Annotated in this window: 21 protein-coding genes; 10 read left to right on the top strand and 11 right to left on the bottom strand. The window is 74.3% G+C overall.

Going from position 1 to position 24787, the window contains the following annotated elements:
• Positions 1 to 18: 18 nt before the first annotated feature.
• Entirely contained in the window at positions 19 to 480 is a 462-nt protein-coding gene (locus ACIQVZ_RS30880) for a hypothetical protein (RefSeq protein WP_402454414.1), read from the bottom strand.
• Positions 481 to 692: 212 nt separating this feature from the next.
• On the opposite strand from ACIQVZ_RS30880, the gene ACIQVZ_RS30875 reads away from it, so the two are divergent.
• From ACIQVZ_RS30875 to ACIQVZ_RS30860, 4 genes are read left to right on the top strand one after another with little or no spacing between them, the layout of a single operon-like run.
• Positions 693 to 1874: a CaiB/BaiF CoA transferase family protein gene (locus ACIQVZ_RS30875; RefSeq protein WP_402454412.1), complete on the top strand. Its 1182-nt coding sequence runs from the start codon at positions 693 to 695 to the stop codon at positions 1872 to 1874.
• Positions 1875 to 1876: 2 nt separating this feature from the next.
• Positions 1877 to 3019, top strand: coding sequence for an acyl-CoA dehydrogenase family protein (locus ACIQVZ_RS30870; RefSeq protein ID WP_371516393.1), 1143 nt, complete (start codon positions 1877 to 1879; stop codon positions 3017 to 3019).
• A gap of 40 nt (positions 3020 to 3059) precedes the next feature.
• Positions 3060 to 4274, top strand: a complete 1215-nt coding sequence (locus ACIQVZ_RS30865) for an acetyl-CoA C-acetyltransferase (protein WP_350884542.1) — start codon at positions 3060 to 3062, stop codon at positions 4272 to 4274.
• Positions 4275 to 4312: 38 nt separating this feature from the next.
• Entirely contained in the window at positions 4313 to 6505 is a 2193-nt protein-coding gene (locus ACIQVZ_RS30860; protein ID WP_402454410.1) for a 3-hydroxyacyl-CoA dehydrogenase NAD-binding domain-containing protein, read from the top strand.
• A gap of 104 nt (positions 6506 to 6609) precedes the next feature.
• On the opposite strand, the gene ACIQVZ_RS30855 is transcribed toward ACIQVZ_RS30860, so the two are convergent.
• The 5 genes from ACIQVZ_RS30855 to ACIQVZ_RS30835 all read right to left on the bottom strand — a co-directional run bounded on the left by ACIQVZ_RS30855 (position 6610) and on the right by ACIQVZ_RS30835 (position 11622).
• A complete protein-coding gene (locus ACIQVZ_RS30855) occupies positions 6610 to 7365 on the bottom strand; it encodes a MerR family transcriptional regulator (RefSeq protein WP_350884538.1) in 756 nt (251 codons plus the stop codon).
• 265 nt (positions 7366 to 7630) lie between these two features.
• Positions 7631 to 8662, bottom strand: a complete 1032-nt coding sequence (locus ACIQVZ_RS30850) for an isopenicillin N synthase family dioxygenase (RefSeq protein ID WP_402454408.1) — start codon at positions 8660 to 8662, stop codon at positions 7631 to 7633.
• A gap of 369 nt (positions 8663 to 9031) precedes the next feature.
• Positions 9032 to 9799, bottom strand: a complete 768-nt coding sequence (locus ACIQVZ_RS30845; protein WP_402454406.1) for a MerR family transcriptional regulator — start codon at positions 9797 to 9799, stop codon at positions 9032 to 9034.
• Positions 9800 to 9983: 184 nt separating this feature from the next.
• Entirely contained in the window at positions 9984 to 10358 is a 375-nt protein-coding gene (locus tag ACIQVZ_RS30840; protein ID WP_350884532.1) for a hypothetical protein, read from the bottom strand.
• 40 nt (positions 10359 to 10398) lie between these two features.
• Entirely contained in the window at positions 10399 to 11622 is a 1224-nt protein-coding gene (locus tag ACIQVZ_RS30835; protein WP_402454404.1) for an SUKH-4 family immunity protein, read from the bottom strand.
• Between the two features lie 319 nt (positions 11623 to 11941).
• Between ACIQVZ_RS30835 and ACIQVZ_RS30830 the strand changes: the two genes are divergently transcribed.
• The 3 genes from ACIQVZ_RS30830 (at position 11942) to ACIQVZ_RS30820 (ending at position 17664) form a co-directional block, all read left to right on the top strand.
• The gene (locus ACIQVZ_RS30830; protein ID WP_402454403.1) at positions 11942 to 12640 is read left to right on the top strand and encodes a hypothetical protein; all 699 of its coding nucleotides are present in this window, start codon (positions 11942 to 11944) and stop codon (positions 12638 to 12640) included.
• Positions 12641 to 12643: 3 nt separating this feature from the next.
• Positions 12644 to 14302: a DNA polymerase Y family protein gene (locus ACIQVZ_RS30825; protein ID WP_402454401.1), complete on the top strand. Its 1659-nt coding sequence runs from the start codon at positions 12644 to 12646 to the stop codon at positions 14300 to 14302.
• An 80-nt stretch (positions 14303 to 14382) separates the two neighbouring features.
• Complete coding sequence (locus ACIQVZ_RS30820; RefSeq protein ID WP_402454398.1) at positions 14383 to 17664, top strand: error-prone DNA polymerase; 3282 nt, start codon at positions 14383 to 14385, stop codon at positions 17662 to 17664.
• A gap of 64 nt (positions 17665 to 17728) precedes the next feature.
• On the opposite strand, the gene ACIQVZ_RS30815 is transcribed toward ACIQVZ_RS30820, so the two are convergent.
• Positions 17729 to 18556 (bottom strand): TIGR03084 family metal-binding protein, encoded by an 828-nt coding sequence (locus ACIQVZ_RS30815; protein ID WP_402454396.1) that lies wholly within the window; start codon positions 18554 to 18556, stop codon positions 17729 to 17731.
• Positions 18557 to 18716: 160 nt separating this feature from the next.
• Here ACIQVZ_RS30815 and ACIQVZ_RS30810 point away from each other — a divergent pair, with 160 nt between their 5' ends.
• Positions 18717 to 19499 (top strand): LuxR C-terminal-related transcriptional regulator, encoded by a 783-nt coding sequence (locus ACIQVZ_RS30810; protein ID WP_350884520.1) that lies wholly within the window; start codon positions 18717 to 18719, stop codon positions 19497 to 19499.
• 72 nt (positions 19500 to 19571) lie between these two features.
• Here ACIQVZ_RS30810 and ACIQVZ_RS30805 read toward each other — a convergent pair whose 3' ends face one another.
• The gene (locus ACIQVZ_RS30805; RefSeq protein ID WP_402454393.1) at positions 19572 to 21110 is read right to left on the bottom strand and encodes an AMP-binding protein; all 1539 of its coding nucleotides are present in this window, start codon (positions 21108 to 21110) and stop codon (positions 19572 to 19574) included.
• Positions 21111 to 21323: 213 nt separating this feature from the next.
• Here ACIQVZ_RS30805 and ACIQVZ_RS30800 point away from each other — a divergent pair, with 213 nt between their 5' ends.
• On the top strand, positions 21324 to 21890 hold the full coding sequence (locus ACIQVZ_RS30800) for a GNAT family N-acetyltransferase (RefSeq protein ID WP_350884516.1): 567 nt from the start codon (positions 21324 to 21326) through the stop codon (positions 21888 to 21890).
• A 4-nt stretch (positions 21891 to 21894) separates the two neighbouring features.
• The gene (locus ACIQVZ_RS30795) at positions 21895 to 22245 is read left to right on the top strand and encodes a VOC family protein (RefSeq protein ID WP_402454391.1); all 351 of its coding nucleotides are present in this window, start codon (positions 21895 to 21897) and stop codon (positions 22243 to 22245) included.
• Between the two features lie 103 nt (positions 22246 to 22348).
• On the opposite strand, the gene tgmC is transcribed toward ACIQVZ_RS30795, so the two are convergent.
• Genes tgmC through tgmA form a run of 3 tightly spaced genes read right to left on the bottom strand, consistent with a single transcriptional unit; the run spans position 22349 to position 24689 of the window.
• Positions 22349 to 23464, bottom strand: coding sequence for an ATP-grasp peptide maturase system methyltransferase (gene tgmC, locus ACIQVZ_RS30790; protein WP_402454390.1), 1116 nt, complete (start codon positions 23462 to 23464; stop codon positions 22349 to 22351).
• Complete coding sequence (gene tgmB, locus ACIQVZ_RS30785) at positions 23461 to 24414, bottom strand: ATP-grasp ribosomal peptide maturase (protein WP_402454387.1); 954 nt, start codon at positions 24412 to 24414, stop codon at positions 23461 to 23463. The genes tgmC and tgmB overlap by 4 nt, the downstream gene beginning before the upstream one ends.
• Positions 24415 to 24425: 11 nt before the next feature.
• Entirely contained in the window at positions 24426 to 24689 is a 264-nt protein-coding gene (gene tgmA / locus ACIQVZ_RS30780) for a putative ATP-grasp-modified RiPP (protein WP_380370984.1), read from the bottom strand.
• Positions 24690 to 24787 lie beyond the last annotated feature (98 nt).

The raw sequence follows: 24787 nt of genomic DNA, 5'->3' as shown, positions 1-24787 counted from the left end.
TCTGGCGCCGGACAGGATCTAGCGGCCCGCGCGGAGGTCGGCGGCGGTCGCGGCCTCGTTGGCGCTGTAGGACTGCTGGGTCCGGTCGAGGTTGCCGGCGGCCTTGCCGAGCGTGTCGTGCAGGGCCTTGCACTGCTGCATCCAGCGCTCGGTGCAGCCGGTGAGGGCGCCGCCGAAGGAGAAGCCGCGGATCCTGGTCGACGCGGTGCTCGCGTACTCGGTGAGGCTGTGTGCGCCGGGCCCGGCCTTGCCGTTCGCGCTGTCGAGGTCGGTGGCGATCTGTCGGGCCATCCCGGCCGAGGCGTTGAGCTCGTGCGGGACGTCCAGCCGGGTGGTCACCGGGCCCGGGGCGAGGACGGGCGCGGGCGCGTTGCCGCCGCCGGACTGGACGGGTGGGGCGTACGGCGCGGTCCTGGTCGGGCCGGGCGCCGGATCCGAGGCCGGCGCGACCGGCCCGGTGGTGAAGTACGGGCTAACCATGTGTGTGGAACTCCTTCTCGTCGAGAAGGGGTCGATCCCCCCTGTGGCATGACGACGGTACAGGGACCCTCCGTCAGTGCACTGACGCACCCTGCGTGTTCGCGGTCGCACGGCGGGTGGATGGGGGAGGAGGTCTTGTTACCGGCGGGTCGCTTCTCTATCATCACGGGTGTTACAGCTTTACTGTCAAACCCAGAAGGGTTCTGCAGCCAGTGCGTGACACGAGCAGTGCGCCGGGTGCCACGGCCGCCGGCCCCGGCCCGTTGGCGGGGGTGCGGGTGGTCGAGCTCGCGGGGATCGGGCCGGGGCCGTTCGCGGCGATGCTGCTGGCCGACCTGGGCGCCGACGTGGTGCGGGTGGACCGGCCGGATCCGTCACCGCTGGGCATCGATCCGGCGTACGACGTGACCAACCGGAACAAGCGGTCGGTGCTGGTCGACCTCAAGTCCCCGGCGGGGCCCGGCCTGGTGCTGGACCTGGTCGAGCGCGCGGACCTGCTGATCGAGGGCTACCGGCCCGGGGTCGCGGAGCGGCTCGGGGTCGGGCCGCAGCACTGCCTGGCCCGCAACCCGGCGCTGGTGTACGGGCGGATGACCGGGTGGGGGCAGCAGGGGCCGCGCGCCGCCGGCGCCGGACACGACCTCGGGTACGCGGCGGTGGCCGGGGTGCTCGGCCTGGTCGCGGGGCCGGGCGGGCCCGAGGAGGCGCCCGGCATCCCGGCCAACCTGCTGGGCGACTACGCGGGCGGCTCGCTCTACCTGGTCGTCGGCCTGCTCGCCGGGCTGCACCACGCCAGGAGCACCGGCGCCGGCCAGGTCGTCGACGCCGCGATCGTGGACGGCGCGGCGCACCTGTCCAGCATGCTGTGGGGGCTGCTCGCGGCCGGCCACTGGCAGGACCGCCGGGGCGCCAACCTGCTGGACGGCGGCGCGCCGTTCTACGCGGTCTACCGGGCGGCCGACGGCGGGCACCTGGCCGTGGGGGCGCTGGAGCCGCAGTTCTACGCCGAGTTCGCCCGGCTGCTGGACCTCGGCCCGCAGGCGCCCGGGCAGTACGACCTGGCCCGCTGGCCCGAGCTGCGGGCCCTGATCGCCGACCGCTTCGCCACCCGGACCAGGGCCGAGTGGGAGGCCGTCTTCGCCGGGTCCGACGCCTGCGTGGAGCCGGTTCTGACGATGCGTCAGGCCGCGCGGGAGGAGCATCTGCTGGCGCGCGGCACCTATGTCGAGGCGGGCGGTGTCACCCAGCCCGCCCCGGCCCCGCGCTTCTCCGCCACCCCCGGCACGCTGCGCCGCCCGCCGGCCCGGCCGGGCGCGGACACCGCCGAAGTGGCCCGCGACTGGGCCGTCCCGTCCCTCGACTCCGACAACTCCGATGCAGGACAAGGAGCGTAGCGTTGCAGCGCGAGATCTTCACCGAGCAGCACGAGGACTTCCGGGCCGCCGTGCGGGCCTTCCTCGCCAAGGAGGTGCTGCCGCACTACGACCGCTGGGAGAAGGCCGGCATCGTCGACCGCTCCGCCTGGCTGGCGGCCGGCCGCCAGGGCCTGCTCGGGATGGCCGTCCCCGAGGAGTACGGCGGCGGGGGCGCCCCGGACTTCCGCTACGCCGCCGTGCTGGCCGAGGAGTTCGCCCGGGCCGGCGCCTCCGGGCTGGCCATCGGCCTGCACAACGACATCATCGGCCCCTACCTCACCTCGCTCGCCACCGAGGAGCAGAAGCGCCGCTGGCTGCCCGGCTTCTGCAGCGGCGAGCTGATCACCGCGATCGCGATGACCGAGCCCGGCACCGGCTCCGACCTCCAGGGCATCCGCACCCAGGCCGTCGACCGGGGCGACCACTACCTGCTCAACGGCGCCAAGACCTTCATCTCCAACGGCATCCTCGCCGACCTGGTGGTCGTGGTCGCCCGCACCACCCCCGAGGGCGGCGCGCACGGGCTGAGCCTGCTGGTGGTCGAGCGCGGCACGCCCGGCTTCGAGCGCGGCCGCAACCTGGACAAGATCGGCCAGAAGGCCCAGGACACCGCCGAGTTGTTCTTCGAGGACGTCCGGGTGCCGAAGGCGAACCTGCTCGGCGAGCTCAACGGCGGCTTCGTCCACCTGATGCAGAACCTCGCCCAGGAGCGGCTGACCATCGCGGCCGCGGCGATCGCCGGCGCCGAGTACCTGGTCGAGATCACCACCGACTACGTCAAGCAGCGCGAGGCCTTCGGCCGCCCGCTGGCCAAGCTCCAGCACGTGCGCTTCGAGATCGCCGAACTCGCCACCGAGTGCGCCGTCACCCGGGCCTTCGTCGACCGCTGCATCACCGAGCACAACCGCTACGCGCTCACCCCGGTGGACGCCTCGATGGCCAAGTGGTGGGCCACCGAACTGCAGAAGCGCACCGCCGACCGCTGCCTCCAACTGCACGGCGGCTACGGGTACATGAGCGAGTTCCCGGTCGCCCGGGCGTTCACCGACGGCCGGATCCAGACCATCTACGGCGGCACCACCGAGATCATGAAGGAGATCGTCGGCCGGTCCGTCCTCGGCTGAGACCTCCCGCGAAACCCCCTGCCCCGAAAGGCGTTTGACCGTGACCACCGAAGCGTACGTCTACGACGCGATCCGCACCCCGCGCGGCCGGGGCAAGGCCACCGGCTCGCTGCACGGCACCAAGCCGATCGACCTCGTCGTCGGCCTGATCCACGAACTGCGCAACCGGCACCCCGAGTTGGACCCGGCGGCGATCGACGACATCGTGCTCGGCGTGGTCAGCCCGGTCGGCGACCAGGGCTCCGACATCGCCCGGATCGCGGCCATCGCGGCCGGCCTGCCCGACACGGTGGCCGGCGTCCAGGAGAACCGCTTCTGCGCCTCCGGCCTGGAGGCCGTCAACCTGGCCGCCGCCAAGGTCCGTTCGGGCTGGGAGGACCTCGTCCTGGCCGGCGGCGTCGAGTCGATGTCCCGGGTCAAGATGGCCTCCGACGGCGGCGCCTGGTTCGCGGACCCGATGACCGCGTACGAGACCAACTTCGTCCCGCAGGGCATCGGCGCCGACCTGATCGCCACCATCGAGGGCTTCTCCCGCACCGACGTGGACGCCTTCGCCGCCGAATCCCAGGCCCGCGCCGCCAAGGCGCAGGCGGACGGCCTGTTCGACCGCTCGGTGGTCCCGGTCCGCGACCGCAACGGCCTGGTCGTGCTGGAGCGCGACGAGTTCATCCGCCCCGGCACCACCGTCGAGACCCTGGCCGGCCTCAAGCCCTCCTTCGCCGGCATCGGCGAGGCCGGCGGCTTCGACGCCGTCGCCCTGCAGAAGTACCACTGGGTGGAGGCCATCGACCACGTCCACCACGCCGGCAACTCCTCCGGCATCGTCGACGGCGCCGCGCTCGTCGCCATCGGCAGCCGGGAGATCGGCGAGCGGTACGGGCTGCGCCCGCGCGCCCGGATCGTCTCCGCCGCCGTCTCCGGCTCCGAGCCCACCATCATGCTCACCGGCCCCGCCCCGGCCACCCGCAAGGCGCTCGCCAAGGCCGGGCTCACCGCCGCCGACATCGACCTGGTCGAGATCAACGAGGCCTTCGCGGCGGTCGCCCTGCGCTTCATCCGCGAACTGGGCTTCCGGCCCGAGCAGGTCAACGTCAACGGCGGCGCGATCGCCCTCGGCCACCCGCTCGGCGCCACCGGCGCGATGCTGCTCGGCACCGTGATCGACGAGTTGGAGCGGCGCGACCTGCGCTACGGCCTGATCACCCTGTGCGTGGGCGGCGGCATGGGCGTCGCCACCATCGTCGAGCGCATCTGACCCACTGTCCCTCGGATCCCCTCGGAGACCCTGAACTCATGAGCGACACCACCACCATCCGCTGGGAGCAGGACCAGGACGGCGTGGTCACCCTCGTCCTCGACGACCCGACCCAGTCCGTCAACACCATGAACGAGGCCTTCACCGCCGACCTCGACGCCGTCGTCGACCGGCTGGCCGGCCTCGCCGCCGCCGACGGGCTGCGCGGCGTCGTCGTCACCTCCGGGAAGAAGACCTTCTTCGCCGGGGGAGACCTCCGGCTGCTCTCCGCCGCCCGCCCCGAGGACGCCGCCGCCGTCTTCGAGAAGTCCCAGCGGATCAAGCGCGCGCTGCGCAGGCTGGAGACCCTCGGCAAGCCGGTCGTCGCCGCCGTCAACGGCAGCGCGCTCGGCGGCGGCCTGGAGATCGCCCTCGCCTGCCACCACCGGATCGCCCTGGACAACCCGGCCAGCCGGCTCGGCCTGCCCGAGGTCACCCTCGGCCTGCTGCCGGGCGGCGGCGGAGTGGTCCGCACGGTGCGGCTGTTCGGCATCACCGACGCCCTGCTGAAGTTCCTCCTGGAGGGCCGCCAGTACCGCCCGGCGCAGGCCCTGGAGCACGGGCTGGTCCACGAACTCGTCGCCACCCCGGAGGAGTTGACCGCCCGGGCGCGGGCCTGGATCGAGGCCAACCCGACCGCCGTCCAGCCCTGGGACGTCAAGGGCCACAAGATCCCCGGCGGCACCCCCGCGACCCCGGCGTTCGCCGCCAACCTGCCCGCCTTCCCGGCCAACCTGCGCAAGCAGCTGAACGGCGCGCCCTACCCGGCCCCGCGCAACATCCTGGCCGCCGCCGTGGAGAGCGCCCAGGTCGACATCGACACCGCGATGGCGATCGAGACCCGCTACTTCACCGAGCTCGCCTGCGGACAGACCAGCAAGAACATGATCCAGGCGCTGTTCTTCGACCTCCAGGCGGTCAACTCCGGCGCCGGCCGCCCCCAGGGCGTCGAGAAGCGACTCGTCCGCAAGGTCGCCGTGCTCGGCGCCGGGATGATGGGCGCGGGCATCGCCTACACCTGCGCCAAGGCGGGCATCGAGGTCGTGCTCAAGGACGTGAGCACGGCCGCCGCCGAACGCGGCAAGGCCTACTCCGCCGGGCTGTTGGACAAGGCGATCGCCCGCGGCCGCTCCACCGAGGCCAAGAAGGACGCGCTGCTCGCCCGGATCACCCCCACCGCCGAGGCCGCGGACCTCGCCGGCTGCGACGCGGTGATCGAGGCCGTCTTCGAGAACACCGAGCTCAAGCACAAGGTGTTCCAGGAGGTCGAGGGCGTCCTCGCCCCCGACGCGCTGCTCTGCTCCAACACCTCCACCCTGCCGATCGGGCTGCTCGCCGAAGGAGTCGAGCGCACCGCGGACTTCATCGGGCTGCACTTCTTCTCCCCGGTGGACAAGATGCGCCTGGTCGAGATCATTCGCGGCCCGCAGACCGGCGACGAGGCCCTCGCCCGTGCCTTCGACCTGGTCCGGCAGATCGACCGGACCCCGATCGTGGTCAACGACTCGCGGGGCTTCTTCACCTCGCGGGTCATCGGCCAGTTCCTCAACGAGGGCGTCGCCATGGTCGGCGAGGGCGTCCCCCCGGCCAGCATCGAGCAGGCCGCCGCCCAGGCCGGCTACCCGGCCAAGGTGCTCTCGCTGATGGACGAGCTCACCCTCACCCTGCCGCGCAAGATCCGCGACGAGTACCGGCGCGCGGTCGAGGCCGCCGGCGGCGGCTGGACGCCCCACCCGGCCGACGCGGTGGTCGACCGGATGGTCGACGAGTTCGGCCGCCCCGGGCGCAGCGGCGGCGCCGGCTTCTACGAGTACGGCGAGGACGGCAAGCGCGGGCGGCTCTGGCCGGGGCTGCGCGAGCACTTCGGCGAGCCGGCCGCGGACGGTCCCTTCGAGGACCTCCCCTTCGAGGACCTGAAGGAGCGGATGCTGTTCAGCGAGGCGCTGGACTCGGTGCGCTGCCTGGAGGAGGGCGTGCTGACCTCGGTCGCCGACGCCAACGTGGGCTCCATCCTGGGCATCGGCTTCCCGGCCTGGACGGGCGGCGTGTTCCAGTACATCAACGGGTACGAGGGCGGCCCGGCCGGCTTCGCGGCCCGCGCCCGCGAACTCGCCGCCGCCTACGGCGAACGGTTCGCGCCGCCGGCGCTGCTGGAGCGGATCGCGGCGGAGGGGCGCACCTTCACCGACTGACCGTCAGTCCCGAGCGTGTGGGGCCGGGTGCCGGACGGCCCCACCCGGCTCCTCCCGCGGTTCCTCCCGCGGTTCCTCCCGCGGTTCCCCGCCCAGGTCCCCGCTCAGCTCCCCGTCGGGTCCTCCCGCAGCTCCTCGCCGAGTTCCTCCCGCAGCGAGCGCTGGAACGCCGTGACCAGTGCCTGCGCCACCATCGGCTGGATGTGGTCCGTCAGCGCCCTCATCCGGGCCAGCTCGTCCGGCGCCGGCTCGCTCTCCCGGTAGGGCCGCCACACCGTCTCCCGGAACAGCCGCTGCAACTCCCGGGCCGTCGCCCGGCTGTGCTCCAGCACCACCGCCCGCGCGGCCAGCAGCGTCTCCAGCGGGATCGGCACGTCCAGGATCCGCACCCCCAGCGGCAGCAGGCCCGGATCCACCCGGAACAGCTCCGGATCGGCCGTCCGCTCCAACGCCCCCATCGCGACCAGGCGTTCCACCTGTTCCTCCGACAGCCCCCGACCGGCCCGCCGCTCCAACTGGGCCCGGCCCAGTTCCTCCGCCGCCTCGGGCGTCCAGGACGCCACCAGCGCCCGGTGGATCGCCAGGTCCAGCGGCGTGCTGTCCTCCGGCAGCCGGGCCAGGTACCGCTCGATCGCGGCCAACGTCAGCCCCTGACGCTGCAACTCCTCGATCAGCTCCAGCCGGTCCAGGTGCGTCGCCCCGTACAGCCCGACCCGGCGCGGCCCCAACTCCGGCGGCGGCAGCAGGCCCTTCGTCCCGTAGAACCGCACCGTCCGGACCGTCACCCCGGCCCGCGCCGCCAGTTCGTCGACCGTCAGCCGCACACCGCCCCCGTCTCCCACGGCCCCGAGCTCCCCCATCTGCCGCCTCCTGCACTGGCACACTTCCACTGTGACAGCAGTAGTGTGACAGTGCCCGTCCCCCTGGTCCACAGGCTGCCCCACCGGCGGAGGCTTGCCGCGCACGTGAGTCCGCCCCCGCCGCTGGGGAGCGGCGGGGGCGGACTCGGGGTGCTGGTGCCTCTGGCGGCGCCGGTTCCGGCCGGAGCGTGCTCTGACCGGTACTGCTTGACCGGTACTGCTCCTGCGCTGCGGCGCGACTGGTCCCGGCCTCCGCGGCGTGCGGCTACCGGGCGGCGGCGTCGGCCAGGTCGGCGTGGTGGCGGCGGGTGACCTCGGGATGGGCCCTCGTGTAGCCCTTCCACTCGTTGAGGCCGAACTCGGCGAACAGCGGGTTGTCCGGATCCTCGGTGGCGCCGGGGGCGTGCCGGGCGAGTGGGAAGTCCAGCGGCTCGATGTGGGCGTCGAGACGGGGGTTGTAGAAGAACGGGACGGAGAAGCGCTCGCGGGCGCCGACCGGGCTGACCACACGGTGGTTGGTGGCCTTGAGGTAGCCGTCGGTGGCCACCTCCAGCAGTTCGCCGAGGTTGACGACGAAGGCGCCCGGCATCGGCGGGACCTCCAGGAAGGTGCCGTCCGGGCGCTCCACCTGGAGGCCGCCGACGGTGTCCTGGAGCAGCAGCGTGATGAAGCCGTAGTCCTTGTGGGCGCCGACGCCCTGGCCGGCGCCGTCCGGAGCGGTGCCGGGGTAGCGGACCAGCTTGAGCCGCAGGTGGGGGTGGCCGGCGAAGGCCTCGTCGTAGAAGTCGGGGCGGGCGCCGATCGCGGTGAGGAGCTCGTGCAGCAGCCGGCGGGCGGTGTCGCTGAGGTGGTCGATCCAGCCGAGCGCGGCGGTGCGCAGCTCGGGGAGCGCCGCGGGCCACTGGTTGGGGCCCTCCAGCCACCAGTACGGGGGCTCGCCGGTGCCGGGGACGTGCGGGGGCAGCTCGGCGCCGATGTCCAGCTGGTCGCGCCAGTCCTGGCTGCCGCCGGTGCGCTCGTCGCCGGTGCGGGTGTAGCCGCGGTAGTGGGGGGAGTTGAGGTTGCTCACGGCGAGCCGGTCGGCCTCGGGGAGGGCGAAGAAGGCGCGCATCGCGTCGGTGAGCGCGGCCGTCTCCTGCGGGGTGATGCCGTGGCCGACGAGCTGGAAGAACCCGACGCCGGTGGCCGCGGCACGGAGTTCGTCGTGCAGCCGGCGGCGGTCGTCCGGGCCGCCGTCGGCGAGCGAGAGGTCGATCACCGGGAGGGAGTCGGATATGGGGGTGTACTGCTGCGACATGTGTGACATCCGCTGGTCTCGTCCCGGCCGGTCCCGGTGATCGACCGGGGGATGGCCGGAGCGGCCGCCTGGTGCGGCGGGTGCTCCGGGAGCCGGGAGGTGGAGGCGGCCGGGTGGAGGCTGCCCTTGAGGGTGGGTGGCGCGAGGTTCAGCTGGAGCGTCGACAGGACATGCTTGTCACGCGGAGCAGGTCCACGTGGCGACGGCGAACAAGGATGAGCACGTCACCAGCGTAGATGACCTTGACCGGAGCGGGCGAGCCCCTTGCGGCGGAGGGCGGCCTCTCACTTGGCGGTGGCCCTTCAGGGGGTGGAAAGGGGTGACGGCGGGGCGGGGCGGTAGGGAAGGCCCGCCCCGCCCCGCCGTCACTCAGGCCAGCCGCGCCGCCGCGTACGCCTCCAGGGCGGCCCGCTGGTACGCGGCCAGGCCCGGGGTGATGGCCTCGTACGCGGCGCTCCACCGGGCGTTCTCGGTGCAGGAGCGTGCGATCGCGCGGAACTCCTCGACGGAGACCGTCCGGAGCGCGCCGAGCGCCTGGTACTCGGCGTCGATGTGGTTCTGCACGGGCTCGGCGTCCGCCGGGTGGCCGGCCGCCAGCAGCTCCGCCAGGCGGATCATCCGTGCCGTCCGCTCGCGCTGTCCGGCCTCGACGTCGGCCTGGCTCATCGCGGCGGTGGCGCGCCGCGCCGCCTCGGCGTGCTCGGGGAAGTCCCGCAGGCTCTCCTCGACGTCGCCGGGCTGGATGCCCTCGAACAGGTTCTCCGGTCGGTTGATGCTGGTCATGGGTGTGCCGTCCTCTCGGGAACGTTCCAGGTCGGCGATCGTGCGGGAGACGGTGGCGGCCAGGGTGTCCAGCCGGTCGCGCTCGGCGAGCAGCCGGTGCCGGTGGTCCCGCAGGGCCTCCAGCTCGTCCACCTGGTCGCCCAGGATCCGGGCGATCCCGGTCAGCCCGACCCCCAGCGCCCGCAGTACGAGGATCTGTTGCAGCTGGAGCAACTGCCGCTCCTCGTAGTAGCGGTGGCCGTTGGAGCCGATCCGGGCCGGGGGCAGCAGCCCGATCTCGTCGTAGTGCCGCAGGGTCCGGGCGGTCACGCCCGACATCCGGACGACTTCCGCGATCGGCCAGGCCGCTGCCATGCGCCGTCTCCCTCGTTCACGTTCGCTTGGACCAGGGCCGGTTCCTCCGGCCCTGGTCACGACGGTAGAAGCTGACGCTGCGGCAGCTTCAAGCCCCCGAGACCGCCCCGGGGTTGGAACCGGTCGAGGGACCCCCGCGCAGGTCCCCGCCCAACTCCCCGCCCAGCCCCGACAGTCCTGAGACCTACCAGCCCGGCCCGTGCCCCGGCTGCCAGTCCAGCCCCAGGTGCGGGCGCGGGCGGTAGATCCGCAGCAGCGCGGTCACCGACCAGACGGCCAGGGTCAGCAGGGCGTAGAACAGCAGCAGCGCCCAGAACGGCGTGGTGGACATGCTCCCGTCCTCGAACCGGCACCAGGCGTCCGGCGGCAGCCAGGACGCGCCCGTCTCCAGCAGGCGTCCGCCGCCGGGTACCAGGCCCTGCTCGCAGCGCTCGCCGAAGTCCAGTGAGCGCACGTACAGCAGCCCGTACAGCGAGCCCGCCGCCGCGAGGGACAGGACGGCGCCGAAGGTGAGCAGCACCGCCCGCCGTCGCCCGGTCGCCGTACGGATGTTCGTCACCGGGGCAGCGTACCGGCGCACCGTCCGGGGCGCCCCGTGATCACCCGAGCAGGCCGCCCATGTGCGCGTCCTCGGCGAGCAGCCGCCACGAGCACCCGGGCGAGGCGAACGCCTCCGGGTCGACGGCCTCGACGAGCCGGTCCACCACGGTGCTCAGCAGCGACTGCGGGTCGAACACCGCCCAGGTGTCCCGGCCCCGCCCGCAGTCCCAGCGCTCCCACTCGGCGCGCAGCCGCCCGTACGTCCACAGCGCGTACAGCAGGGCGGACAGGTCGCGGTTGAGGTAGGCCTCCGGCTGGCCGTCGTCGTACCAGTCCGGCAGTTCCAGGCGGCCGGTGACACCGTCCAGGGCGATCGTCAGATCCGTCGGCCAGTCCCCGAGCGCCAGGAACTCCCGCTGGTACGGGCGCTCCTCCTCGCCGTCGAAGTACTCCGGGTACGCCTCCGCCATCGTGACCAGCGGCTCCTCGCAGACCCCGAACATCGCCCCGCCCAGCGGCAGCCCGATCTCGGTCAGCAGCCGCCGGGTCGGCTCGTGCACCAGCCCGGCGGGCAGTTCCTGCGCCCGGTAGCGGTGCACCAGGCCCGCGCCGTCCTCCTCGCCCGTCAGCGCGGCGAGCTCCGCCACCAGCTCCGGGCCGACCTCGTACGCCGGACCGCCCGGACCGCCCGGCAGCGCGCCCCAGCCCAGTGTTCGCACGAGCAGCGCCGTGCCCCAGTGGGCGGGCGGTGTCGCGGACCGCCCGAACAGCCCGGGGTCGATCTCCCGCATCCGCCGTTCGGCCCCGGCCGTCACCTCGGCGACCGCCGCGGGGCCGCGCCGCCCGTCCAGCGCGTCCGCCCGCCGGGCCGCCTCGGCGACCGCCTCCACCTCCCGCACCAGCCCGGCCAGCGCGGGCAGACCGGAGGCCAGCAGGTCCCGCCGCGGGCCCGGTTCGCCGAGGAACACCTCGCCGGTCGTTCCGTCGAGCAGCACCAGGACGCCGGCCGCGGCGAACGGCGCGCAGTACTCCGTCTCACCCAGGACGAACAGCCGCTCCGCCTCCGGCAGCGGCGCCAACGCCCCGCCGCCGAGCACCCCGAAGTCCAGGAACGCCCCCGAGAGCGGCAGCCCCTCCCGGATCAGGAACTCCCGGCTCCCCGGATGCACCACCCCGCTCGGCAACCCGTCCGCCGCCACCCGCGCACACCCCGCGTCCCCCACGTCCCCCGCCCTCCGCCACCCCGACCCTTGCCCCCAGACCCTAGCCGCCCCATCCGACACCAGCGGCGGCAAGCCACCGCAGGGCTCCAGTCGTACCGGGCCGGTCAGACGAGCCCGCCGGCCTCCCGGGCGGCCCGCTCCACGCGGGCGTGGTGGGCCTGCCACCAGGCCGCGTCGCCGGGGGCGGTGTTGATCGCGTCTGACCTGTCCACCGTTTTCCGGGCACCCCAGGGGTTGGCAAGGGGGGACTACGGAGTGTGACGGGTGGGGTGGGGAGGGTGTGGACTTGAATCTTTGCGAACGAATGTTCGATCCTGGGGTTGTGTCCGTTTTCGGACCTGCTTTCGATTCCATCGCCGAGCGACCGACGCTCCGGCCGGTGGCGTCGGCCGCCGTGCCGGCGGAAGGGCGGGCCGGGCGGGGCGTGGTGCCGGTGGTGCCGGTGGTGCCGGCGCTGCGGGAGGTGCTGCCGGACGGCGGGCTGCGGCGGGGGACGGCGGTGTCGGTGGCGGGCGGGGACACCGGGCTGCTGCTGGCGCTGGCGGCCGGGGTGAAGGAGACCGAGGGCGGCTGGGCGGCGGCCGTCGGGCTGCCGGACCTGGGGCTGGCCGCGGCCGAGGGGTACGGGCTGGACCTGCGGCGGCTGCTGGTCGCGGACGACCCGGGGCCGCACTGGGCCGAGGTGGTGTCGGTGCTGGCCGGCGCGGTCGAACTGGTCATGCTGCGCCCGGACGGCCCGGTGCCGCCGAAGCTGGCCACCCGGCTGGCGGCGGTGCTGCGCCGCAGCGGCTGCGTGCTGCTGGTGGCCGGGCCGTGGCCGGGGGCGGCCCTGCGGCTCGGGGTGCGGTCCGGGCGCTGGTTCGGGCTGGGGGACGGTTACGGGCAGCTCGCCGGGCGGCAGGTGGAGGTGGTGGCCGAGGGGCGCGGTTCGGCGGTGCGCGGGCGGACCGCCCGGCTCTGGCTGCCGGACGAGCACGGCGCGGTACGGCCGCTCCTGGACGGACCGGCCCTGGAGCGTCCAGTGCCGGAGCGGCCCGGGGCCGTCGAGCAGCCGCTCGAACGGGTGGCGGTGGTGTGAGCGATGGCGGACGACAGGACACCGCGGGTGCTGGTGGTCTGGTGCCCGGACTGGCCGGTGGCGGCCGTCACCGGCGACGACCCGGTGGCGGTGACCGAGGGCGGGCGGATCCTCGCCTGCTCGGCGGGTGCCCGGGCGGCCGGGGTGCGGCAGGGGCAGCGGCTCAAGCTGGCCCAGCGGCTCTGCCCGGCGCTGGAACTGCGCGACCGCGACCCGGAGGCGGAGACCGGCCGCTTCGAGCCGGTGGTCGCGGCGGTGGAGGCGTTCACGCCCCGGGTGGAGGTGGTCCGCCCGGGCCTGTGCGCGATCCCGGTGAAGGGGCCGGGCCGCTACTTCGGCGGCGAGGAGGCGCTGGCGGCCAAGGTCCGGACGGCGGTGGCGGACGCGCTGGCGCGGGAGCCGGTCCCGGACGCCGCCCCCGGTACGGACGCCACCCCTGCCGCGACGGAGCACCCCCTGCCCCCGCCCGCCCAGGTCGGCGTCGCCGACGGCCTGTTCGCCGCCGTGCTCGCCGCCCGCGCCGGAGTGCTGGTGCCGGCCGGGCGGACGGCGGAGTTCCTCGCGCCGTACCCGGTGGGCGTGCTCGGCGACGAGGCGCTGGCGGAGGTGCTGGGGCGGCTCGGCCTGCCGACCGTCGGGGCGTTCGCCGCGCTGCCGCCCGAGGCGGTCGCGGACCGCTTCGGCCCGGCCGGGGCGGTGGCGCACCGGCTGGCCCGGGGCTTGCAACCGCGCCCGCTGGTGCCGCGCGACCAGGAGCCGGACCTCGCCGTCGAGCAGCGCTTCGACCCGCCCGAGCCGCTGGCGGAGCCGCTGGTGTTCGTCGCCCGCACGCTGGCCGAGCAGCTGCACCAGCGGCTGGCCGGGGCCGGGCTGACCTGCCGCCGGGTGGCCGTCGAGGTGGCCTGCGCGGACGGGCGGACGGCCTCGCGGCTGTGGCGGCACGAGGGCGGGCTGTCCGCGACGGCGCTGGCCGAGCGGGTCCGCTGGCAGCTCCAGGCCTGGCAGGGCGCGGGCACGTTCGCCGCGTCCGGGGAGGCGCCCGACGCCGGGTTCGCCCTGCTCCGGCTGGCCCCCGACGGCCTCTCCCCGGACCAGGGCCGTCAGTTGGCGCTGTGGGGCCAGGCGGTCGCGGACGACCGGGTGGAGCGCGCGGTGGCCCGGGTGCAGGCGGTGCTCGGGCATGCCGGGCTGCGCCGGATCGAGCCGGCCGGCGGGCGCGGTCCGGGCGAGCAGGCGGTCAGGGTGCCGTGGGGCGAGCCGTACGAGGCGGCGGGGGCGGCCGACGCGCCCTGGCCCGGGCGGCTGCCGGACGTGTGGCCGGCGGTGGTGCTGCGGGAGCCGGTGCCGGTGCGGGTGCTGGACGAGGCCGGGCTGCCGGTCACGGTGGACGGCCGGGCGGGGGTGTCGGCCCGGCCGGCCCTGGTGGTGTTCCACGAGGGCCGGTCGGGTCGTGAGAAGCAGGGGCAGCAGGGGCGACAGGAGCGACAGGAGCGACAGGAGCGGGTGGACGGCTGGACCGGCCCCTGGCCGGCGGTCGAGTACTGGTGGGACCAGTCGCTCGCCCGCCGCCGGGCCCGGTTCCAGGTCGTGCTGGGCGGTGGCCGGGCGCTGCTGCTCACGGTGGAGGGGGGTGCGTGGTATCTGGAGGCCGGCTACGACTGACGGCCGCCGGCCCGAGGAGGGAACCGAGGGGGTCCGAGGGGGGAAGAGGTGACGAACCGCGAGAACGAAGGCGACCCCCGATGGGCTTCACCAGCCACCCCACCCTCCCCTGGAGCGAGCTGCACCGCCGCCTGACCGGCGCCGCGCCGGACCGTACGGTCGTCCCCCTGCGCCGCCCCGCCCGGCAGGAGCCCGCCCCCGGAACCCCCGGAACCCTTGGAGCCCCCGCCGCCGGAGCCCCCGCCGCCGGAGCCCCCGTCGCCGGAGCCCCCGTCGCCGGCGGCGAGCCCTGGGCCGAACTGCACGTCCACTCCGCCTTCAGCTTCCTCGACGGCGCCAGCGACCCGGAGGACCTGGTCGCCGAGGCGGCCCGGCTGGGCGTGGAGACGCTGGCGATCACCGACCACGACGGCCTGTACGGCGCGGTCCGGCTGGCCGAGGCGGCCCGGGGGACGGGCGTGGCCACCGCGTTCGGCGCCGAACTGACGATCCGTCATGGCAGTTCAGAGGTGGAACACTTGCTGGTCCTGGCCCGCGACCCGGCCGGCTACCGCCGGCTGTCCGCCGCGATCGCCGCCGCCCACCTGGCCGGCGGCGCGAAGGGCCGCCCGTCGTACGACCTCGCGGCGCTGGCCGGGGCGCACGACGGGCACTGGGCGGTGCTCACCGGCTGCCGCCTCGGCCGCGTCCCGGCGAGACTCGACGACGGCACGGCCGGGCACCAACTCCACACCCTGACCGAGGCGTTCGGCCGTGACAACGTCCACGTGGAGCTGATCGACCAGTGGCTTCCCGGCGACGACCGACGCAATGACGCCCTCGCCGCGCTCGCCGCCGAGCAGGGCCTCCCGGTGGTCGCCTCCACCAACGCCCACCACGCCGGCCCGGCCCAGGGCCGGCTGGCGCAGAGCCTGGCCGCGCTGCACGGGCGCCGCACCCTCCAGGACGCGGTCGGCTGGACGCGGGCCGCGGGCACCGCGCACCTGCGCTCCGGCCGGGAGATGGCCGCCCGGCTGGCCCGCTTCCCGGGGGTGCGGCGGGCCACCGCCGAACTCGGCCGTTCCTGCGCCTTCGACTTCACCAGGCTGGACCCGGAGCTCCCGGGCTTCCCCGTCCCGGAGGGCGAGAGCGAGATCAGCCACCTGCGCGCCCTGGTCGCCGCCGACGGCCCGGCCCGCTTCGGGCCCGGCAACGCGGCCGCCCGACGCCAGCTCGCCCTGGAACTGGACGTCATCGAGGACCTCGACCTGGCGGGCTACTTCCTGATCGTGCACGACATCGTCGACTTCTGCCGGAGCCAGGACATCTGGTGCCAGGGCCGCGGCTCGGCCGCCAACTCGGCGGTCTGCTACGCCCTGGGGATCACCGCCGTCGACCCGGTCCACTACAAGCTGCTGTTCGAACGCTTTCTGTCCACCGCCCGGGACGGGCCGCCCGACATCGACCTGGACATCGAGAACCGCCGCCGCGAGGAGGTCATCCAGTACGTCTACCGCCGCTACGGCCGCGAGCACGCCGCGCAGGTCGCCAACGTGATCACCTACCGGCCCCGGCTGGCGATCCGCGACGCGGCCAGGGTGCTCGGCTACCCGCAGGGCCAGGTGGACGCGTTCAGCCGGCAGACCGACTTCCGCTCCGCGCCCGGCGCGGACGCCGTGATCCCCGCCGACGTGCTCTCGCTCGCCGGCCAACTCCACGGCCTGCCACGCCACCTGGGCATCCACTCGGGCGGCATGGTGCTCACCAGGGAGCCGATCGGCGAGATCTGCCCGACCGAGTGGGCCCGGATGCCCGGGCGCTCGGTGCTGCAGTGGGACAAGGAGTCCACGGCCGGCGCCGGGCTGGTGAAGATCGACCTGCTCGGCCTCGGCATGCTCGCCGCGCTGCACGACGCCTGCGACCTGGTCGCCGAGCACCACGGCCTGCGCTACGACCTGGCCACCATCCCGGACGGCGACGCGGGCGTGTACGCGATGCTGCGCCGGGCGGACACCGTCGGCGTGTTCCAGGTCGAGTCGCGGGCCCAGATGGCGACGCTGCCCCGGCTCAAGCCGGACCACTTCTACGACCTGGTGGTCGAGGTCGCGCTGATCCGGCCCGGCCCGATCCAGGGCGGCTCCGTCCACCCGTACCTGCGCCGCCGGGCGGGCGCAGAACCGGCCGGCTGCCCGCACCCGCTGATGGAGAACGCGCTCGGCAAGACCCTCGGGGTGCCGCTGTTCCAGGAGCAGATGATGCAACTCGCCATCGACTGCGCCGGGTTCACGCCCGCCGAGGCGGACCGGCTGCGGCAGGCGATGGGCGCCAAGCGCTCGCACGAGCGGGTCGCCCGGCTGCGCGAGCGGCTGCTCGGCGGGATGGCCGAGCGCGGCATCCCCGAGGAGGTCGCCGAGGACGTCTACGGCAAGATCGAGGCGTTCTCCAACTACGGCTTCCCGGAGAGCCACGCGATCAGCTTCGCCTACCTGGTGTACGCCAGCGCCTGGCTCAAGTACCACTTCCCGGCGGCCTTCACCTGCGCCCTGCTGGCCAACCAGCCGATGGGCTTCTACTCGCCGCTGAGCCTGGTCGCGGACGCCCGGCGGCACGGCGTGCGGGTGCGCGGGGTGGATGTCAACGCCAGCGCGCCGCGCCCCACCCTGGATCCGCACCGGGGGCCGACGCCGGAGCCGCCGCTGACCGCGGGCCGCCCGCAGCCGGCGATCCGGCTGGGCCTGGAGACGGTGCGCGGCATCGGCGCCCCGCAGGCCGCGGCGATCGCGGCCGGACAGCCGTACGCCGACCTGGAGGACTTCGCGCGCCGCACCGGTCTGCCCGCGCCGGCGTTGGAGGCGCTGGCGACGGCGGGCGCCTTCGGCTGTTTCGGGCTGACGCGACGTCAGGCACTCTGGGCGGCCGGGGCGTTCGCCGGAATCTCGGCCGCACTGATCCCGGGGACCACCCCCGGGACGGAGGCGCCGCCGCTGCCCGGCATGAGCCCGGTCGAGGAGACCATCGCCGACCTGTGGGCCACCGGAACCTCCGCCACCAGCCACCCGCTCCAGCACCTGCGCGCCCGCCTGGAGCGCGGCGGCGCCCTGTCCGCCGCCGAACTCCCGGACGCGGCACCGGGATCGGAGGTGGTGGTCGGCGGCCTGGTCACCCACCGGCAGCGGCCGCCGACGGCCGGCGGGGTGCTCTTCCTCAGCCTGGAGGACGAGACCGGCCTGATCAACGTGGTCTGCAACCGCCCGGTCTGGGAGTCCCAGCGCCGCACCGCCCTCGACCGGGCCGGCCTGCTGGTCCACGGCCGCATCGAGCGCGACCGCGGCGCCACCAACCTGATCGCCACCCGGCTCACCCCGCTGCGGATCGGACTCTGAGCGGGGCAGGGGGATGGCCTCCAGACCTGCCGCCCGTACCGCCGCACATGGCGACCCGGTCGGCTCAGGCGGGCGGCCGCCCCTTGCCCGGGGCGCCGGCGAAGACCTGGGCGATGGGGAGCCAGGCGGTCGCGGTGGGGCCGGTGGCGGTGAGGGCGAGGTCGTCGCGGTGGCGGCGTTGGGTCACCAGGAGGCAGAAGTCCAGGGCCGGTCCGGTCACCCGGTCGGTGGCGCCGTCCGGTCCGAAGGTCCACAGGCCGCCGTCGGGCGCGGTCAGTTCGAGCCGGACGGGCGAGTCGGGGGTGGGCAGCCCGTGCAGGGTGAACGCGAAGCCGAGGGTGCGCAGCCCCAGGTGGGCGATGTGCCGCAGCCGGGCGGTGGGCTCGCGGGCGGCGCCGAGCGCGTCGGCGACGTCCTGGCCGTGCGCCCAGGTCTCCATCAGCCGGGCGGTGGCCATCGAGGCGGGCTTCATCGGCGGGCCGAACCACGGCAGCCGGGTGCCGGCCGGGGTGGCGGCCAGTGCGGCCGAGACCTCCTCCCGGCCGGCGCGCCAGCGGGCGAGCAGGTCCGCGGGCGCGGCGGCCGCACCGCTGGCCGCGCCCTCGTCCACCGGGTCGACGCCGGCGGCCGGCAGCGTGCCGAAGCGCTCGTCGACCGTGGCGGCGAAGCCGTCCGCGTCGCGCGCGGCCAGCGTCGTCCAGTCGTCGGTCCAGGCCAGGTGGGCGATCTGGTGCGCGATCGTCCAGCCCTCGGCGGGCGTCGGGCGTGCCCAGCCGGCCGGGTCCAGCCCGGCCACCAGGGCGTCCAGCGCCGCGCTCTCGGCCCGCAGGTCGTGCAGCAGCGCGGTCAGGACGTCCGCCGCGGGCGTCGTCGGGGTGTTCGGGTCCGTCATCGGTTTCCGTCCTTCCGGGTCCGGCGCGTTACCCGCCGGTAGGCCACGGCCGCACCCTACGCCCGGCCCGGCCGCCGTGCCCGCCACTTCCGTCGAAGACGCGGGGAACACCCGCGTCAGCACTCTCGCCAGCGGCCGTGCCGCGTGTGACAATCTCGCGATGACAAGGGCGAAGACGGGCCCCGGGGCCGCGGACACCCTCACCACCCCGGCGCACTCGGACGATCCCGGGCTCGCCGCCCGCGCCGCCGAGTTGGTGCGCGACGCCGTGCTCGGCGACCTCGCGCGGCGGGTGGTGGCCGAGTGCGGGGCCGACGTCGGACTGGTCGGCGTGCCGCAGCCGCCGTCCGGGCCCCGGGGCCACGACGCGGGCATGGTGCTGCGCCACTGGGCCGGCACCCGGGCCGACCTGCTGCACGACCGGGCCGTCCCGACCGGCACCGGCCTGGGCGGGCGGGCGCTGGCCGAGCGGGCGCCCAGCTGGGTGCCCGACTACCGTGCCGCCACCACGATCTCGCACGACCACGACGCCGCCGTCAGCGCCGAGGACCTGTACGCGATGCTCACCGTGCCGCTGCTGCACGGCGACACCGTGTACGGCGTGGTGTACGCGTCGCTGCGCGCCGTCGTCCCGTTCGGGGACGTGCGGATCGCCGCCGTCGGCGAACTGGCCGCGACCGCGACCCGGGCCCTGGCCGGGGCGGCCGCCTGGCGGTCCGCGCCGCCCCGACGGGCCGCCCCCGTAAGGCCGTTGACGCCGCGCGAGCACGAGGTGCTGCGCTGGGCGGCGACCGGCCGGACCAATCCGGAGATCGCCGCCCGGCTGGGCCTCACCTGCAACACCGTGACGGGCTACCTGAAGTCCGCGATGCACAAGCTCGGCGTCCGCAACCGCACCGAACTCGCCCTGGCGGCACGCGAGTCCGGCCTGGTCGACCGGTGAACGTGCCTGGTCGAGCGGTGAGCGCGCCTGGTCGACCGGTGAGCGCGCCCGGTCGGGGCCGGTGGGCGCGACTCAGCCGACCTGCCGCTCCCGCCCCGTCCAGTACGGTTCGCGCAGCCGGAACTTCTGCAGCTTCCCGGTGGCGGTCCGCGGCAGGGCCGCCCGGAACTCCACCGAGGTGGGCGACTTGTAGCCGGCCAGCCGCTGCTTGCAGTGCGCGATCAACTCGGCCTCGGTGACGGGCTCCTGGCCCTCCCGGAGGACCACCAGCGCCTTGACGGTCTCGCCCCACTTCTCGTGCGGCACGCCGATCACCGCGGCCTCGGCGACCGCCGGGTGGCCGTACAGGCAGTCCTCCACCTCGATCGAGGAGACGTTCTCCCCGCCGCTGATGATGACGTCCTTCTTCCGGTCCGAGATGGTCAGTTGGCCGTCCTCGCCGAGGACGCCGCCGTCGCCGGTGTGGAACCAGCCGTCCCGCAGGGCGTCGGCGGTGGCCGCGGGCTGCTGCCAGTAGCCGTCCAGCACGGTGTTGGAGCGCACCAGGACCTCGCCGGAGGCGTCGACCCGCAGCCGGGTGCCGAGCGCCGGGGCGCCCGCCTGCACCAGCTTCTCGGCCCGTTCGGCGGCGGGCAGGGCGTCCCACTCGGCGCGCGAGCGGTTGACCGTGACCACCGGGGAGGTCTCGGTCAGGCCGTAGAGCTGCATGAACTCCCAGCCCAGCTCGGACTCGACCTGCTGCACCACCGAGGTCGGCGGCGGCGCGCCGGCCACCACGATCCGCACCCGGTCCCGGCCCGGCACCGGGCCGTCCCACTCGGCGGCCGCGTCCAGCACCATCTGGACCACGGCGGGCGCGCCGCTGAGGAAGGTCACCCCGTGCCGCTCGACCCGGCGCAGGATCTCCGCGCCGTCCACCTTGCGCAGCACGATGTGCCGGGCGCCGAGTCCGGTGAGGGCGAACGGCAGGCCCCAGCCGTTGGCGTGGAACATCGGCAGGGTGTGCAGGTAGACGTCCCGGTCACCGGCGCCGTAGTGCAGGCCCATCAGTACGGCGTTCAGCCAGATGTTGCGGTGGGTGAGCTGAACGCCCTTGGGGCGGGCGGTGGTTCCGCTGGTGTAGTTGATCGTGGCGGTGTCGTTCTCGGCGATCTCGTACCGCCGGGGGGCGTGGTCGAAGTCGTGCAGCAGCGCGTCGCTGTCCGCGCCGAGCACGAACTTGTGCTTGGCCACCACCCCGTCCAGCGCGTCGGCGAGTTCGGGGTCGACCAGCAGTACGGACGCGCCGCTCTGCTCGACGATGTACGCCACCTCCTCGGCCTTCAGCCGGAAGTTCACCGGGACCAGTACCCGCCCGTGCCCGCTCACCCCGAACAGGGAGGTCAGCAGCCGGGCCGAGTTGTGCGACACGACGGCGACCCGCTCGCCCGGCCCGACGCCCAGCCGGTCCAGCCCGGCCGCCTGCGCCCGGGCCAGTTCGGCGACCCGGCGGTAGCTCAGCTCGCCCCAGGATTCGGCCGGCTGCACCGGCTCGTCGACGATGCCGACCCGGTCGCCGTAGACCAGCTCGGCCCGGTCGAGGAAGTCCATCACGGAGAGTGGAATCTGCATGCGCCCACTGTCCTCTCCCGGCCGCCCGCCGGACACCCCCGATCGGGGGTGTCACCTGCGGGAGGGAATCCCCGAGCCGACCCGAGCCGACCCGAGCCGCCCGGCCGGTCGGCCACCTGCTAGGAAGATCGCAGCGAACGGCCGTACACCCACGGGGAGAACCACCATGAGCGACGAACGACCGGGCACCGTCCACGAGACCGGGGGGCTGCGGTGACCGCCCCCGCCACCGCGCACCCGACGGCCGAGGGCCTGCTGCTGCGCCCCTTCGAGGACGCGGACGCACCGGCCCTGATAGCGGCGTACCGGGACGAGACGCTGCGCCGCTTCACCCGCATCCCGGTGGGGAACGCAGAGGAGGCCGCGCACTGGCTCGGGCTGCAGTACCGGGGCCGGGCGGAGGGCCGCCGGTACAGCTTCGCGGTGCTGGAGCCCGGCACGGGCGAACTGCTCGGCAACGTCGCGCTCAAGCGCGGCACCCCGGGCGGGGAGGCGGCCGAGGTGGGCTACTGGACGGCGGCCGCCGCCCGCGGCCGGGGGGTGGCTCCCCGCGCGGTGACGGCGCTCACCGCCTGGGCCTTCGAGGCGCTCGCCGACGACGGCCTGGTCCGGATCGACCTGCTGCACCAGGTGGACAACCCGGCCTCCTGCCGGGTCGCGGAGAAGAGCGGCTACGCCTTCCAGGAGGTGCTGACGGCCTTGCCGCCGGAGTTCCCGATGGACGGCCACCGGCACGCCAGGAAAAGGCTGGACGGGGCCGAACACGGCAGGTCAGAGTAGCCGGATGGGATCTCTGGTACGACACGTGACGATCGACTGCGCCGACCCGCACGGCCTCGCGCAGTTCTGGGCCCAGGCGCTGGACGGCACCCTGGGCGAGGACGACAACCCGGGTGACGAGGAGGCGGTGGTGGAGTCCGCGGGCGCCTCGCTGCTGTTCATCCGGGTGCCCGACGGCAAGTCGGTGAAGAACCGGGTCCACCTCGACCTCCAGCCGCAGGACCGCAGCCGGGACGAGGAGGTGGAGCGCCTGGTCGCGCTGGGCGCGACGGTGCTCGGCGACCACCGCACCCCGGACGGCAAGGGATGGGTCACTCTGGGGGACCCCAACACACGTGACTACCAGTTCTGCTGAGTTTACCGTCACGTCAGAGCACGCAAGAGGCCCCGCACGGTCAGAGAGACCGCACGGGGCATCGTCGTACATGGGGCCCACCAGATAGGGCGAGCTACTGGGATCAGTCCCACTCGATCCGCTGACCCTCGGCGCTCACGCTCATCCGCAGCCGCTCGCCCGTGGGTTCACCCGCGACGCGCCACCGGGTGATCAGCTCGGCCACCGCGTCCCAGAGCCGGACCGGACCGCCCTGCCGGACCAGCCACCGGCCCCCGTCCTCGAACACCACGGCCCATGACCCGCCGTCCACGTCCACCAACACGTGCTCGGTGCGTCCGTTCCGGGGCATGGCGAAGTACTGCGCCGTGGGCACCGCGAACTGCGCCACGAACCGGGCCGCCCACCGGTCGAGCACGTCAGCGCCGATGCCCGCCGGACGGGCCTCGCCCTGGTCGAGCGCGGGCAGCATGCCGAGCGGCGGGGGCATGTGCGGGCGGGCGAGCATGAACGACACACCGCCGCCGAGCACCGGACCTGCTGCCGTACCGTCCTCGGCCACCGTGAGCCGGACCAGCTCGGAAGCGTTCATCCAGCCGCCCACGGTCACCAGGATTTCGCCGCCCGGCCGGGTCTGCGCGACCCACTCGGCCGGAACGGTCCGGACCCCGCACGTGGCGATGATCCGGTCATACGGAGCCCCCTTGGCATGACCGGCGAGCCCGTCACCGGTCACCAGATCAGGCCAGTAGCCGAGCCCACCGAGAGCCACGGACGCCCGAGCCGACACATCCGCGTCCACCTCGATCGACGTCACCTGATCGTCACCAAGGACGTGCGTCAACAAGGCAGTTGAGTACCCGGTGCCGGTCCCCACCTCCAGCACGGACATCCCGGACTGCACCCGCAGGTCTTCGAGCATCCGGACCACCAGGCCGGGCAGCGTCGAAGACGACGTGGGCACCTGCGCCAACCGGCCCTCGACCTGTCGGGGCACCACACAGCTGGCGAGCTGCGTCACCAACGTGTCGTCCTCGTACACGCGGCCGATCAGCTCGGGCGAGTTCTCCAGCGAAACGGGCCGGTACCACCCGTCGCCGTCGTACTCGAACCAGCCGTCGCGCAAGAACGCCTCGCGGGGGACGGCCAGCACGGCCGCTTCCCACTCGGGGGTGACGATCACCCCCGCTTCCTTGAGCTGTCCGGCCAGTACTGCCCGCAGCCCTTCGGACTCGTTCACTCGGATACTCCGTTCTCCAGAAGATCGGCGATTGCGGACGTGATCGGCAGGCCCGCCGCGTGCTCCAGCCACGCCCATTGACCGTTCGGGTTGCACTCCAGGAACCACCATTCACCCTCGGGGGTCATGGCGAAGTCGAACGCCCCGAAGGACAGGCCGAACTCCCCGAGGAACCGCAGCAGGGCGGCCCGGACCGGCGCGGGGCAGTCCACGGGTTCGTATGTCAGGTTCCGGTACTCGCTGCGCCAGTCGAGCACCCCGGGAGGGGCGGTGATCAGCGCGCAGAACACCTGTTCTCCGACCACCACGGCGCGCACGTCGCCGGACTTCGGTACCTGCGCCTGGAAGAGGTGGGCGCAGGTGCTCACGGCGTCGGTGATCTCCCCGGGCTCGACCGACGCCGCCCAGATACCGGCGGGTTCGCCGTCCACGTGGTAGGCCCCGGCGTGCAAGGGCTTGTAGATCGTGGGTTGCGCGTCGGCGAACAGCTTCGCTTCGGCGGGGTTGTTGGTGATCAGCGTCGCCGGGACCGGCAGCCCGAGCCGGGAGGCGAGCGCGAGTTGTGCGGGCTTGTACTCGGCGCGGGCGATGGCCTGTGGGTGGCTCAGGTAGAGGCAGCCCGGAAGTGCGCCGAGTACCCCGTTGAGCCCCCGGCGGTTCTCCTGCGCGGCGAACCGGTCGGCCTGGTGGTCGGTGTCCGGCGTGTACGGGTTCGGCCGCCGGTGATAGAGCGCGCGAACACCGGAGAGATCGGCAGTGCGCTTGCCCACCGTGAGACTCCCCGACCATCCGTCCGCCGTGATCGAAGCAGCCAGCGTGGCGCGGGTCGGGAAGTCCCGTCCGGGGTCGAACCGGAGGACGGGCACCCGGCGCCGGTTCAACTCCGCTATGACCAGATCGGCGGTCGGGTCCTCGGCTTCGGTGGAGACCAGCACCGGGCGTCCGTCCATGGCGTTACCTCCTAGTCTTGCGTCGCGTCGTGGCCGGAGTCGCCGTCAACCTTGCCGTCCTTGCCGACCTGGGTGGGCGGGTAGGTGCCCACCGACGTGCCGTGCTTGCCCAACTCGGCGGGGCTCATGGTGCCGTCCTCGCCGAACCACAGACCGGTCTGCGTCGCGGGGTCCAGCCCGGCGTACTGCCACTGCGACGGCTCGCCGTTGCGCAACGGCGCCATGCGCCCCATGCCCCACGGGGCCACGGGGGCGAGTTCGGTAGCGGTGCTCAACTTTCCTCCTACGTCTCGGTGTTGCTCGGAGGTGCGAAGGACCACCATGCCCGCTCCAGTCTGTTGCCGGACGGGAACAGGCAAGGTGGGTTTGTACC

Origin of the sequence: Kitasatospora sp. NPDC098663 (assembly GCF_044760075.1) — a bacterium.
Classification (GTDB): Bacteria; Actinomycetota; Actinomycetes; order Streptomycetales; family Streptomycetaceae; genus Kitasatospora.
The sequence above is the reverse complement of the archived record's forward strand: the minus strand, read 5'-3'. Positions and strand labels throughout refer to the sequence as shown.

What these genes read in the sequence shown, in the direction of transcription:
- ACIQVZ_RS30880 (WP_402454414.1), bottom strand. Translation starts at nt 480, where the DNA reads ATGGTTAGCCCGTACTTCACCACCGGGCCGGTCGCGCCGGCCTCGGAT.
- ACIQVZ_RS30860 (WP_402454410.1), top strand. Translation starts at nt 4,313, where the DNA reads ATGAGCGACACCACCACCATCCGCTGGGAGCAGGACCAGGACGGCGTG.
- ACIQVZ_RS30855 (WP_350884538.1), bottom strand. Translation starts at nt 7,365, where the DNA reads ATGGGGGAGCTCGGGGCCGTGGGAGACGGGGGCGGTGTGCGGCTGACG.
- ACIQVZ_RS30850 (WP_402454408.1), bottom strand. Translation starts at nt 8,662, where the DNA reads ATGTCGCAGCAGTACACCCCCATATCCGACTCCCTCCCGGTGATCGAC.
- ACIQVZ_RS30845 (WP_402454406.1), bottom strand. Translation starts at nt 9,799, where the DNA reads ATGGCAGCGGCCTGGCCGATCGCGGAAGTCGTCCGGATGTCGGGCGTG.
- ACIQVZ_RS30825 (WP_402454401.1), top strand. Translation starts at nt 12,644, where the DNA reads ATGGCGGACGACAGGACACCGCGGGTGCTGGTGGTCTGGTGCCCGGAC.
- ACIQVZ_RS30820 (WP_402454398.1), top strand. Translation starts at nt 14,383, where the DNA reads ATGGGCTTCACCAGCCACCCCACCCTCCCCTGGAGCGAGCTGCACCGC.
- ACIQVZ_RS30815 (WP_402454396.1), bottom strand. Translation starts at nt 18,556, where the DNA reads ATGACGGACCCGAACACCCCGACGACGCCCGCGGCGGACGTCCTGACC.
- ACIQVZ_RS30810 (WP_350884520.1), top strand. Translation starts at nt 18,717, where the DNA reads ATGACAAGGGCGAAGACGGGCCCCGGGGCCGCGGACACCCTCACCACC.
- ACIQVZ_RS30805 (WP_402454393.1), bottom strand. Translation starts at nt 21,110, where the DNA reads ATGCAGATTCCACTCTCCGTGATGGACTTCCTCGACCGGGCCGAGCTG.
- ACIQVZ_RS30795 (WP_402454391.1), top strand. Translation starts at nt 21,895, where the DNA reads ATGGGATCTCTGGTACGACACGTGACGATCGACTGCGCCGACCCGCAC.
- tgmB (WP_402454387.1), bottom strand. Translation starts at nt 24,414, where the DNA reads ATGGACGGACGCCCGGTGCTGGTCTCCACCGAAGCCGAGGACCCGACC.